Origin of the sequence: Mesorhizobium sp. ZC-5, from assembly GCF_025753855.1 — a bacterium.
In the GTDB taxonomy this organism is placed as follows: Bacteria; Pseudomonadota; Alphaproteobacteria; order Rhizobiales; family Rhizobiaceae; genus Neomesorhizobium.
The window spans coordinates 208,730-221,192 of the sequence record NZ_JAOWPT010000001.1 but is presented as its reverse complement, the minus strand read 5'-3'; the positions used below and the strand labels follow the sequence as shown (position 1 = coordinate 221,192).

Annotated in this window: 12 protein-coding genes; 10 read left to right on the top strand and 2 right to left on the bottom strand. The window is 62.0% G+C overall.

What is annotated here, in order from left to right; all coding sequences use genetic code 11:
• Positions 1-5 precede the first annotated feature (5 nt).
• From OHD58_RS00955 to OHD58_RS00910, 10 genes are all read left to right on the top strand, one after another.
• Complete coding sequence (locus tag OHD58_RS00955; RefSeq protein ID WP_263801169.1) at positions 6-665, top strand: amino acid ABC transporter permease; 660 nt, start codon at positions 6-8, stop codon at positions 663-665.
• 8 nt (positions 666-673) lie between these two features.
• Entirely contained in the window at positions 674-1,432 is a 759-nt protein-coding gene (locus OHD58_RS00950; protein ID WP_263801581.1) for an amino acid ABC transporter ATP-binding protein, read from the top strand.
• Positions 1,433-1,434: 2 nt separating this feature from the next.
• Positions 1,435-3,069, top strand: coding sequence for a N,N-dimethylformamidase beta subunit family domain-containing protein (locus tag OHD58_RS00945; RefSeq protein WP_263801167.1), 1,635 nt, complete (start codon positions 1,435-1,437; stop codon positions 3,067-3,069).
• A gap of 47 nt (positions 3,070-3,116) precedes the next feature.
• Positions 3,117-4,487, top strand: coding sequence for an aspartate aminotransferase family protein (locus tag OHD58_RS00940; protein ID WP_263801166.1), 1,371 nt, complete (start codon positions 3,117-3,119; stop codon positions 4,485-4,487).
• Between the two features lie 8 nt (positions 4,488-4,495).
• Positions 4,496-5,428, top strand: coding sequence for a 3-keto-5-aminohexanoate cleavage protein (locus tag OHD58_RS00935; RefSeq protein WP_263801165.1), 933 nt, complete (start codon positions 4,496-4,498; stop codon positions 5,426-5,428).
• The gene (locus tag OHD58_RS00930) at positions 5,429-5,947 is read left to right on the top strand and encodes a GNAT family N-acetyltransferase (protein ID WP_263801164.1); all 519 of its coding nucleotides are present in this window, start codon (positions 5,429-5,431) and stop codon (positions 5,945-5,947) included.
• Positions 5,944-6,960, top strand: a complete 1,017-nt coding sequence (locus OHD58_RS00925; protein WP_263801163.1) for a histone deacetylase family protein — start codon at positions 5,944-5,946, stop codon at positions 6,958-6,960. Before OHD58_RS00930 ends, OHD58_RS00925 begins: the two co-directional genes overlap by 4 nt.
• A 293-nt stretch (positions 6,961-7,253) precedes the next feature.
• Positions 7,254-8,105 (top strand): alpha/beta hydrolase, encoded by an 852-nt coding sequence (locus tag OHD58_RS00920; RefSeq protein WP_263801162.1) that lies wholly within the window; start codon positions 7,254-7,256, stop codon positions 8,103-8,105.
• Between the two features lie 36 nt (positions 8,106-8,141).
• Complete coding sequence (locus OHD58_RS00915) at positions 8,142-9,701, top strand: ABC transporter substrate-binding protein (protein WP_263801161.1); 1,560 nt, start codon at positions 8,142-8,144, stop codon at positions 9,699-9,701.
• A 107-nt stretch (positions 9,702-9,808) separates the two neighbouring features.
• Complete coding sequence (locus tag OHD58_RS00910) at positions 9,809-10,882, top strand: C45 family autoproteolytic acyltransferase/hydolase (protein WP_263801160.1); 1,074 nt, start codon at positions 9,809-9,811, stop codon at positions 10,880-10,882.
• Here OHD58_RS00910 and OHD58_RS00905 read toward each other — a convergent pair.
• Both OHD58_RS00905 and OHD58_RS00900 read right to left on the bottom strand, forming a co-directional pair.
• Positions 10,863-11,600 carry an MOSC domain-containing protein gene (locus OHD58_RS00905; RefSeq protein WP_263801159.1) on the bottom strand — a complete coding sequence of 246 codons (738 nt, stop codon included), beginning with the start codon at positions 11,598-11,600 and terminating at the stop codon, positions 10,863-10,865. The genes OHD58_RS00910 and OHD58_RS00905 overlap by 20 nt on opposite strands.
• Positions 11,597-12,448 (bottom strand): alpha/beta hydrolase, encoded by an 852-nt coding sequence (locus OHD58_RS00900; protein WP_263801158.1) that lies wholly within the window; start codon positions 12,446-12,448, stop codon positions 11,597-11,599. The genes OHD58_RS00905 and OHD58_RS00900 overlap by 4 nt, the downstream gene beginning before the upstream one ends.
• Between the last annotated feature and the right edge of the window lie 15 nt (positions 12,449-12,463).

Genomic DNA, 12,463 nt, shown 5'->3' with positions numbered 1-12,463 from the left:
GCCAGGTGCAAGGTCTCGATTTCAGCGTCGTCCTGCCTTACGCGGACATCCTCTGGATCGGCGTATGGTGGACGGTCGTGCTCACCGTTTCGGCTTCGCTGCTGAGCTTTTTCGGCGGCATCCTGTTCGCGCTGGTGGTGCTCTACGCGCCCACAGTGTTTGCTTACCCGGTGCGGTTGTTCATGTGGCTGTTCATGGGAACGCCGCTTTTGCTGCAGCTGTTCCTGATCTACTTCGGCCTGGTACAGATCGGCATCGACATTCCGGCGCTGGCCGCCGGCATCGTTGGTCTCGGCCTGCATTTCGCCGTCTACAACGCCGACATCTTTCGCGCCGGCATCGTGGCAATCGACAGCGGCCAGGCAGAGGCGGCGCGAAGCATAGGCTTCGGCCGCTGGCAGACGCTGCGCTATATCGTCGTCCCGCAGGCGGTCCGCAACACGGCGCTGCCAGTCGGCGGCAACATGATCTCGCTGCTCAAGGAATCGTCCATCGTCTCGGTCATCGGCATCACCGAACTGGTGCATGCGGCGCAACTGGCAATCAGCGAAACGTACCGTCCGTTCGAATTCTATCTTGTCGCGGCAGCGCTCTATTATGTGCTGAACCTTGTGCTGGAGTTCGGCCTGCGCCGTGTCGAGCGCCGCGTGGAGATGTCTCGATGAGCGGGCCCATGGTCGAAGTGCGCGGCGCCCGCAAGGCGTTCGGCGCCAACGAGGTGCTGAAGGGCATCGATCTCACGGTCGATCGCGGTCAGATCATCGCCATCATTGGGCCCAGCGGTTCGGGCAAAAGCACGCTGCTGCGTGCCATCAATCACCTGGAGACGCTGGACGCCGGCGAGGTATTCCTGGACGGCGTGCAGGTGAACCAGCGGCTGCGCGGGCAGGCATTCGAACGCCATATCAACCAGGTGCGCCAGCAGATGGGCATGGTGTTCCAGCACTTCAATCTGTTTCCGCATCTTTCGGTGCTGGACAACATCGCCATGGGTCCGATCGTGCTCAAGGGCACGCCGAAGCTCGAGGCGCATGCGCAAGCAGCCGAACTGCTGCGCAAGGTCGGGCTTGCCGAAAAGATCGATGCGTTTCCGTCGAAACTCTCAGGTGGCCAGAAACAGCGGGTCGCCATTGCCCGCGCACTCGCCATGCAGCCCAAGGTGATGCTGTTCGACGAGGCGACTTCGGCGCTCGACCCGGAACTGGTCGACGAAGTGAACGCGGTGATGAAACAGCTGGCAGCCGAGCACATGACGATGCTGATCGTCACCCACGAGATGCGTTTTGCGGGCGAGGTTGCCGACCGCGTGCTGTTCATGGATGGCGGCGTGGTGGTCGAGGAAGGAACGCCGACCGAGATGTTCGGTGCGCCGAAGCAGGAGCGGACCAAGGTGTTCCTGCGCAAATATCTGACAGCCGCGTCCGGAGCCTGACGATGCGTTATGACAGCCCCTATCCGGATTTCGGCCTGACGGCGGAACAGCGCCGCGAGGCGGTGCTCGGCAACAAGTACGAATGGCCGGGCATGGATGGCGCACGTGGCGAGATCTGGTGCTACACGGACCGTTACGCCTACCGGGCTGGGGAATATGTGCGGCTGCAGGTGTCGTCCACCGCGCCGACATACCGGCTCGATGTGGTGCGCGACGGCGCGGCCGAGCAAAAGGTACTGACGCAGGACAATCTCGATGCCCGTTGGCAGGAGACGCCCGACCAGTGTTCCGTCGAGGGTTGCGGCTGGGAGACCAGCCATGAATTCGCGATACCGCGTGACTGGCCGTCCGGCGCCTATCGGGTCACGCTGACGGCGGAGGGGCGCGATGGCGCGCCGATCCATTGCCATCATCTTTTTATCGTCTATCCGGAGGCCGGGCGGAAAACCGGCCGCATCCTTCAGGTGGCGGCGACGGGCACCTGGTCTGCCTACAACACCTGGGGCGGCTCCAACCACTACCAGGGCATCACCGGTTCCGACCGCAACATGTACGCGCCGACGGTGAGCATGCAGCGACCGTTCTGCCGCGGCTTCGTCGTGCTGCCGGCAGACGCGCCGCGTGTGCCGTTGCAGGTGACCGTGCCGCCGGCGACGCCGGCGCGCTATCCGCACATGGAATGGGCGTTCGCCAACGGCTATTCGCGCAAATACGCCTCGTCCGGCTGGGCCAGCTACGATAGCCATTTCTTCCGCTGGGCAGAGCGTGCCGGATACGAGGTCGACCTGGCCAGCCAGCACCAATTGCACTTCGAGCCGGAAATCCTCGACGGCTATGATTGCGCAGTGTTCGTCGGTCACGACGAATACTGGACCTGGGAGATGCGCGACGCGGTCGATAACTGGGTCGAGCGCGGCGGCCGCGCCGCTCGTTTCGCCGGCAATTTCATGTGGCAGACCAGGCTGGAGGACGAGGGCCGCCGCCAGACCTGCTACAAATATCGCGCCCGCGCCGAAGACCCCGTGTACCGGCAGCAGGACAAGACCCGCACCTCGACATCCTGGGAAGCCCCGGAAGTCGGCCGCCCCGGCGCGCAGACATTCGGGCTCAACGCAACCTATGGCCTCTATGTCGGCTGGGGCGGCTGCGCCCCGCGCGGCGTGCGCGGATTTCCGGTCTACCGGCCCGACCATTGGGCGTTTTCCGGGGCCGGCCTCTATTACGGCGACCTGCTTGGCGCTGACGGTCATGTCTTCGGCTACGAGGTCGACGGTGTCGACTACATCATCCGCCGCGGCCTGCCGGAGCCGACCGGCGAAGGTGCTGCTCCCGAGGGCATGCAGATACTGGCGCTCGGCATGTCGTCGCTGCAGGAAGAAAGCGCCGACATCCCGGCCGACGATCAGTTCCTTTCCGACGCCGATGCCAAATTCGTCGCGGAGACGCTTGTCGGTGACGATGGCCCGGCGGCGGTAGAGCGGGTGAAGCGCGGCGCCGGCATGATCGTCAATTTCCCGCGTGGCAAGGGCGAAGTGTTCAACGCCGGCAGTTGCGAGTGGGTCGCCGGCCTGTTGCGCAAGGACGCGATGGTCGAGCGGGTCACCGCCAATGTGCTCGACCGCTATCTTCAAAAATGAATGTCATGAGGCGAACGCATGAATCCGCCATCGGAAGGACTGACTCCGTGATCGATAAGACCGCCACGAACGAACCGGCGCCATCCAACCTGTTCTATCTGACGCGCTTGCGCCGGCCGCTGATCGATCGGGCCGAGGGCATCTACATGTACACGCAGGATGGCCGCCGTTTCATCGACGGATCCAGCGGTGCCATGGTGGTCAATGTCGGTCACGGCAACAGGAACGTGATCGATGCGATGAAGCGGCAGCTCGACCGCACAACTTTCGCCTACCGCCTGCACTTCGAGAACGAGCCGGCGGAAGAGCTGGCGCGCCGGGTGGCCGCGAAAATGCCGAACGGCCTCGACCGCATCTTCTTCGTTTCCGGGGGATCGGAAGCAGTCGAGTCCGCGCTAAAGCTCGCCCGGCAATGGGCCGTGGTGACCGGGCAGGATAAACGCTGGAAAATCATCGGGCGCTTCCCTTCCTATCATGGCGGCACTATGGGCTCGCTGGGCGTCACCGGCGATCTGGCGCTGACCGAGACATTCGCCCCGCAGATACAGATCATGCCGACCGTGCCCGCGCCAACGGCCTATCGCGACCGCGACAATCTATCGATGGAAGAGCGTGGCTTGCGCTATGCCGACATGCTGGAGGAGAAAATCCGCGAGGAAGGACCGGAAAGCGTGCTGGCCTTCATCATGGAACCGGTCGGTGGTGCTGCGACGGCGGCGCTGGTGGCACCGGACAGCTATTTTCCGCGCATCCGCGAGATATGCGACAGATACGGCATTCTGCTCATTCATGACGAGGTGATGAGCGGCATCGGACGCACCGGCAGGTTTCTCGGCGGCGATCACTGGGATTGCAAGCCGGATATCATCACTTTGTCGAAAGGTATCGGCTCAGGTTATGCGCCCCTCGGCGCCATGGCCGCATCGCAGCGGCTGGTCGGCCCGGTGCTGGACTCCGGCGGCTTCCAGCACGGATACACCTATGCCGGCAATCCGCTCTCCTGCGCGGCGGGCCTTGCGGTTTTGGACGAGCTGGAACGTCTCGGTGCGGTCGAGAATGCTGCGGCGATGGGCGATGTGCTGAAAAGCGAAGTGGAACGTCTGGCCGGCCGCTTTCCTTTCATTGCCGGGGTTCGCGGCAAGGGCCTGCTGCTGGGCGCGGACATGGTCGCCGATCCGGAGACCTTCGCTCCACTGCCGAAAGCCAAGGCGGCGAACCAGCGCCTGCTCAACCTTGCCTACGATCGCGGGTTGATCATCTATTCGCGGCGGGTTCGCGGTGATGGCTTTGAACTCGACAATTTCATGCTGGCGCCGCCGCTCATCATCACCAGAGAGCAGATCGATGAATTGGTCGGCATCCTCGAGGACTGCTTCGAGGTTCTGGCACGCGAACTCGACCTCCCGGTCAACGGTTAAGGCGGCACATGTCGAAAAGTAAAGTCATCATAACCTGCGCCGTCACCGGATCCGTGCACACGCCGACCATGAGCCCCTACCTGCCGGTGACCCCGCGGCAGATCTCCGAACAGGCGATTGCGGCGGCCGAAGCGGGGGCGTCGATCCTGCATCTGCACGCCCGCAACCCTGCCGATGGCCGTCCGAGTGCTGATCCGGCGGTGTTCATGGCATTCCTGCCGATCATCAAGCAGGCGAGTGACGCGGTCATCAACATTTCGACCGGCGGCTCGTCGCTGATGGCGCTCGACGACCGTCTGGCGGCAGCACTTCGGGCGGAGCCCGAGATGTGTTCGCTGAATATGGGTTCGATGAATTTCGGCATCTTTCCGATGGCGAAACCTGGTGTCGAATGGCAGCACCCGTGGGAACCGGAACTTCTCGAAGCGACGCGCTCGACGATTTTCAAGAACACCTTCGCCGATATCGAGGACATACTGAAACGGTTGGGCGATGGCTGCGGCACGCGCTTCGAGTTCGAATGCTACGATGTCGGCCATCTCTACACGCTGAAGCATTTCCACGATCGCGGCCTGGTCAAGGGGCCGCTTTTCATCCAGTTCGTGCTGGGTATTCTGGGCGGCATCGGCGCGGACCCGGAGAATCTTGTTCACATGAAACGCATCGCCGACAAGCTTTTCGGCAACGACTACCACTTCTCCGTCCTAGCGGCCGGCCGCCACCAGATGCCTTTGATCACCATGGGGGCGACGTTCGGCGGAAATGTGCGTGTCGGACTGGAAGACAGCCTCTATCTCGGCCGTGGCGAACTGGCGAAATCCAACGCCGAACAGGTCGCCCGCATTCGCTCCATCCTCGAAGGCCTTTCGCTCGAAGTGGCGACGCCGGCCGAAGCGCGTAAGATGCTTGCGTTGAAGGGTGGCGACAGGGTGGCGTTCTAGATGGGAGGCAGCCGGGACAAGACGGGCAAGGTGATCGTCCGCGCCGCGACCCCGGACGACGCAGTGGCGATCCACGCGGCGATCCTCGGTATCGCCGAAGTGCTGGATCAGGTTGCCAGGGTGTCCAGCACCCCGGCAGACATCCTGCGCCATGGTTTTGGAGAGACACCGGCCTTCGCCGTCCTGATCGCCGAAATTGACGGGGTTTTCGCCGGTCTTTGCCTCTCCTTTCCGAGCTTTTCCACCTGGTATGGCCGGCCGGGCGTCTATGTCCAGGACCTCTATGTCGAACCGGCATTCCGCGGCCTGGGTGTCGGCGAGCGCCTGCTGCGGCGCCTGGCCGCCGAAACGCGCGACAGGGGCGGGGTTTACCTGCGCCTGTCGGTCGATGCCGCCAACGCATCGGCACAGCGTTTTTATGAACGTATGGGCATGGAATGGTCGCGCGAGGAGAAGATCTTCGCGGCGCGCGGCGATGCCTTCCTGGCGCTAGCAAGCGATGACGGAGACGACGCGTGAAAGCCTTCTATGCTGAAGAACAGAAGCGTCACGATCCGAGGGCTTTCCTGTCGAGCGGCGCCCCGCAGCCCAATCCGGAACAGCCGGAACGCGTCGAGCGGCTTCTTGTGGGCGCCAACGCTGCCGGCTGCACGATAGAACGCCCCCGCGACTACGGCTTGAAGCCGGTCGCCGCGGTGCACTCGCCGGAATATCTCGAATTTCTGCAGAACATCTATGAGCGCTGGCGGCGCATAGAGGGTGCTTCGCTGGAGGTTATCCCGAACATCCACCCGATCGCCCGCGACGGCAGTTATCCGGCCTCGGCGGTGGGGCAGGCAGGCTACCACATGGCCGATACGTCGTGCCCGATCTCCGCCGAGACATGGGAAAGCGCGTGCTGGAGCGCCTGGAGCGCGGTCGCCGCAACGGAGGCGGTGATGTCGGGCGAAGCCGCTGCCTACGCACTCTGCCGTCCGCCCGGCCATCACGCCTTCAACGATGTCGCCGGCGGATTCTGCTTCATCAACAATTCAGCGGTCGCCGCGCAGCATCTGCGCCGATCGGCTGCCCGCGTCGCGATCCTCGATGTGGACCTGCATCATGGCAACGGCACGCAAGGCGTCTTTTACAGGCGCCCGGATGTGCTGACCGTCTCCATCCACGCCGATCCGGTTCGCTTCTATCCGTTCTTCTGGGGCCATGCCGACGAGCGCGGCGAGGGCGCCGGGCTCGGCTACAACCTCAACCTGCCACTGCCGCGCAAGACCGGGGATGAGGGGTTCCTCGAGGCGCTCAACGCAGGCCTTCGCCGCATCCAGGCATTTGCGCCCGACGTTCTGGTCGTGGCGCTCGGCCTCGATGCCTTCGAGGGCGATCCTTTCGGTGGATTGTCGGTAACGACCGATGGCTTCAGCCGCATTGGAGAAGCGATTTCGACCCTCGGCCTGCCAAGCGTGATCGTTCAGGAGGGTGGTTACCTCTGTGACGACCTCGGCCTGAATCTTGAGGCATTCCTGGGCGGAGTAGCGTAACGCGCAGGGTTAGTGACGGAACCGGCCTCATCACTCCGGCGAGGTCAGGCCCATCCCCAGGATATTCTGGCCGTCTGATTCATGCGGGGCGCATGGCAGCCCATCATCGAGCCGGAATCTGGCAAGGCTGGAAGGATAACGCGGCAATCCCGTTCTGCCGGACACGCCCATTTCTCTGCTCAGAAGACCTTGAAAGCCGCAAAATACGCGATTTCGAGGATATGCACTCCCTTGAATGCTTTTCAGTTGCATAAAATTATGAAACAGTGCCTCAAGTACGGAGGGTAAAGTCGATGCGCAAAGTCGGTGGCCACGGCCAGAAGCTGTCCTACTATGATTTCGGACACACCACGGTCTACGCTTCGCGTTTCGACCAGCGCTTTCCCTATTGTGCCTATGTTCCGGATGATTATGAGGAAGACGGAGACAAGACCTACCCGCTCGCCGTGATCGTGCATGGCACTGAGCGCGGCATGCTTGCTTACCGCGACGCGTTCGCGGATTTCGCCGGAGAAAACGGCGTCATCGTCCTGTGTCCGCTCTTTCCGGCCAACATCTGCTTTCCGGGCGATCTCTCTTCCTACAAGATGCTGCGCGCCGGAGACCTGCACTACGATGCGGTGATGCTCGACATGATCGACGAGATGCGCGAGCGCTACCGCATCGCTGGCGACCGCGTGATGATGTACGGCTTTTCCGGCGGCGGCCATTTCACCCATCGTTTTCTCTATCTCCATCCGGAACGGCTCATGGCGGCGTCGATCGGCGCGCCTGGTGTCGTGACGCTGCTCGATTTCGACCATGATTTCTGGGTCGGCGTGCGCGATTTCGAAGCCGTCTTCGGCAAGAAGATCGACCTCGATGCCGCACGCAAAGTTCCGGTGCAGATGGTCATTGGCGGAGACGACCACGAGACCTGGGAAATTACCATCACGCCCAGCGATGCCTTGTGGATGCCCGGCGCCGATCTGGCTGGAGCCGACCGCAACGACCGCCTCCAGTCGCTCAAGAAGAGTTTCGAGCAGCATGGAATAGGGGTGCGGCTCGATGTGGTACCGGGCGTTGCGCACAACGACCGGGAACTGATCGCACATGTGAAAGAGTTCTTCACGGAAACGCTGAGCGCTGTCCGCACGCTCGCTTAACCAAAATAAATGCGGACGGAACACTCGGAGAAAGCCATGAACTGGAAATCGACGATATTGGCGGCACTGGCGGCAGGACTGCTGACCGGATTTGCCGCCCAAGCACAGGCGCAGTCGGGGGGTACCCTCAACATCCGCGTCAATGCGGATATCCGCGACACGGAAGGTTTGAACCGTGACGCGAACACCGACACCATCCTGCACCACATATTCGAGACGCTGGTCGGCTTCCGCGACGACCTGACGATCGGGCCGGTGCTGGCCGAATCCTGGGAAACCTCGGAAGACGGCAAGACCTACACTTTCAAGTTGCGCGAAGGAGCGACCTTCCACAATGGCGATCCGGTGCTTTCGTCGGACGTCAAATGGAACTGGGACCGCCGTGTCGCGGCAGGTGAAGCGTGGTTCTGCAATCCGTTTTTCGATGGTTCGCAGGGCCTCAAGGTTGAGGCGGTGGAAGCGCCCGATGACCGAACCGTCGTCTTCAAGATTAATGAACCCAACGCGTTATTCCTCGCGCAGCTGGCAAATATCCAGTGCAATGGCTGGATCGCCAGCCCCAAGAATGTCGGTGCGGACGGAAAATGGATTGCCGACAGCGCAATCGGCAGCGGTTCCTTCAAGCTGAAGGAATGGCAGAAGGGGCAATATCTCACGCTGGAACGCTACGCGGACTACAAGCCACTCAAGGAAAAGATGGACGGTCTTACCGGCGACCGGACAGCCTATGTCGATGAGGTAAAGTTCCTCGTCATCCCCGACACCGCCGCATCTGAGACGGCCCTTTTCGCCGGCCAGATCGATGTCCTGCCAAACCTGGAACCGCAGCGTGCCGAGGAGGCAAAGGGCCGCGGCATCAAGGTGTTGTCGATACCAGGCCTGGCCTTCACGCCCCTGCTTATCCAGACCAAGGATCCGCTTTTGTCGAATGTGAAGATGCGCCAGGCGATCGCGCATGCCATCGATTTCAAGCAGATCGCGGCGGTTCGCACCAACGGCACGTCCGAGTTCAATCCTTCGGGCGTGGCTCAAGCGAGCGCCTTTTTCGACGAAGACTTCCTGAAGTGGCCGCAATACGACATCGAGGCAGCCAAGAAACTGCTGGCTGAAGCCGGCTACAAAGGGGAGACGATCAAGATCCAGACCAACACACGCTATCAGGGCATGTACGAAAATTCGGTCCTGGTGCAGGCAATGCTGGCGGCGGCTGGGATCAACGCCGAACTTGAAGTGCTGGATTGGGCGGCCCAACTCGACAACTACCTGGCGGGCAAATTCCAGATGCAGTCGTTCGGCTACTCGGCGCGCATCGATCCCTCGCAGGCCTATGGCATCCTGATCGGCGACAAGGAGAAGGCACCCACCCGCCAATGGGAAAACGACCAGGCCTACGAACTTTACCTCCAGTCGACGAAGACGACCGACTTCGAGACGCGCAAGGGCCTGTTCAAGCAGATCCACGCGTTGATGGCGCAAGACGTTCCGATACTCGGCCTCTACTATGAAGCAGTCACCGATGCTGTCGGACCGAACATTGAAGGCTACAATGTGTGGCCCGGTGAAAAAACGCGGGCCTGGGGCGTCAAGAAAAAATAGACAGAGCCCACTCCATTGGAACAGTGCGAGGGCGGGTGTTCCCGCCCTTTTCGTTGAACCCCAGCGCTCGCATAGCCGTTGAAGGAGGTCACATGCGGACGGACTCCATGCCTATTGTCGATTGCCCCACTGGTGCCCGGGAGCGCGGCCGCGTTCACGGCGAAGCGCTCCGCATCGTCATAGGCGAAAAGATCGCGCGCTGGCACCAGGCGATCGGCGAGGCCTATGGCGAGCCGCCGGCGGTTTTTCTCTCGCGTTTTCTGGGGGCGACGAATTTCCGGGCGATGAGCGCCAGCCTGACGCCGGACCTTCTCGACGAGGTCACGGGCATCGCCGAAGGCGCGACAATTGCCGAGGAAACCGCCTATGCATTGCAACTCATGGACGAGGAGTGGTGGTTTTCCAAATCGACGGGCGACGGTCATTGCAGCAGTCTGGCGATTGCGCCGGCCGGAGGCAGGCCGACTCTTGTCGGGCAGACGATGGATCTGCCGCGTTGGCACGATGGCGCACAAGCCCTGCTACGGATCGCGGCCGATGACGGACACGAAACGCTGGTTTTCACCTCGGCCGGCATGATCGGCCTGATGGGACTAAACGGACAGGGCATCGGCGTTTGCGTCAACACGCTGTCGCAACTTGGGGTGAGCCGTTCCGGACTGCCGGTCGCCTTCGCCATGCGTGGCGCGCTGGCGAGATCGAATGCCGGCGATGCGGCGGATTTCCTGCGGCGGGTGCCGCATGCATCCGGGCAGAATTATCAGCTTGGTGACCGGTACGGGATAAAGACGCTGGAGTGTTCGGCAGGTGGTGCGGTTGAACTTGATGTCGACAGCGGTCGTTCTCTTCACACGAACCACCCGCTCAAGAGCAGGGACAGCCTCTTCCCCGGAGTCAATCTCTCCGGCAGCGAGAATTCGCGCGGGAGGCTCGCGAGTCTCGTGGCCGATTTGTCTGCAGATGCGGCCCTGGCGGTTGACGCGGAGATCGTGAAATCCGCACTTTCGGCTTGCCGTGCCGATGGAGCCGTTTCCATCGTGCCCGGCCTGGAAGACCCGATCACGGAATCAATGACGATTGGCGCAGTTGTCTACGAGATCGGAGACACGATATCGCTTTCGGTCTGCGCCGGACCACCGGCCATTGAAGGCTGGATGCGGCTTACGCCTCGACAAGGGTGACTGCATCGCCCACGCGGATGACCGCCGGCGTTTCGATCTTGCAGAGGACACCGAAGCCGCCTTTCCCATGCTGCGAGATCTTGTGGAGGACGGCCGGTTCGAACGAAAGATTTCCCTGTGCCAGTGCCGTGAAGCTGCACCGCGCGCAGGGTTCGGAAATCGTGATTGTTGCGTTGCCGACCGCTAGCTTCTTCCCGACGATCTCGTGCTCAACGAAGCCTTCGAGGCCTGGCACGGTGTCGACCACGATGCTCGGCCGAAAACGCCGCCGGTCGACCTCGGCGGGGTCGGGCAGCAGCGAGGCGAGCATGCGCATCGAGGCGGTGGTCAGAAGGTGAATGTCGGCCCGTTCATAACGCGGCGCTACCTTGCCCTCACTTTCGGTTCCGTAGGCCGTGTGAGGACGCAATGCCGCCGGAAATCCGAGAAAGCGGGTTGCCAGGTCCTGCGCTTGCGGCGACGAGACGGGGTACCAGGTGCCATCGCCTTTTCCCACGTCAGGTTCCGCCGCCACCATGCGTGAAAAAAGATTCGGCAACGGACGCCAATGCTTGCGTTTCTCCGGCGCCGCCACCTCGCCGTTTTCGCGCTCGATCACCCCCCAGATGCGGTCATGTTCGATGCCGCGGGCATCAAGCGGGGATTCCTCCAGGCGTTCCCCGCCCATGGAACTGACCGGATAGCGCCAGATTTCGATGATGCGTCCAAGCGCCCTCATGGCTGCCGCTTTCGCCTTTCCGCTGCAAGGATTTCGCCAAACCAGGTCTGGACCGCCGCAAGCATGGCCCTGCCGTCATGACCCACACCCGGTACGATATCCTGCCGAACCGCGATAGAATGGGATTCGAGGTTTTCACGCAAGGCCGCCATACGCTGCAGCCGGTTTGTTTCGGCAAGCCGTTCGGCGCCATCCATCCACCAGGAATCCTCCGGCGTGAGCCTGATCTCCCAGGTCTCGGTGTCTTCCGAACCGATCACCATGTGTACGGGAATTTCTCGCATCGCGGCGATGTCGATGTCCTTGCCGAAAACACTGCTGAAATTGCGGATGCCGACCCAGAAATCATGTTGGCCGTCGAGCAGGGTGACAATGCCCGGCGCCCCGATTGATACGCCCAACAACCGCTCCGGATGTAGATAGAGGAACCGGTGGGAAAAGTGTCCACCGCCCGAGAAGCCATGGATCAGGAAGCGGTCGGAGCGGAGCCGATAGCGCTCGTTCACCTCGTCGACCATATCCAGCAAGACAAGATCGTAGGCGATTCCGCCGGAGCGCATCAGCTTGTAGCTTGAAAGCTCGCCTGGGTCGGTCATGCCGGCGGCAAAAAGCGGCACGAGAATGATCGCGCGCTGCTGCTCCGCGAAATCGGCAAATCCATTCCGGTATTGTTCCGCCCAGCGCGCCGTGCCGTGAACGATGACGACGAGATCGAGTTGCTCGCAGCCGTCTTGCTGATAGTCGCGCGGCACATAAAGGCAATAAGAGAGCCGCTGATCCATTCGGCTGGCAAAATAGGGCGTCGCGCCGAGGTCGTAGAAACCCAGCTTGCGGGGTGACCGTTCCACTTGAACGTTCAATGC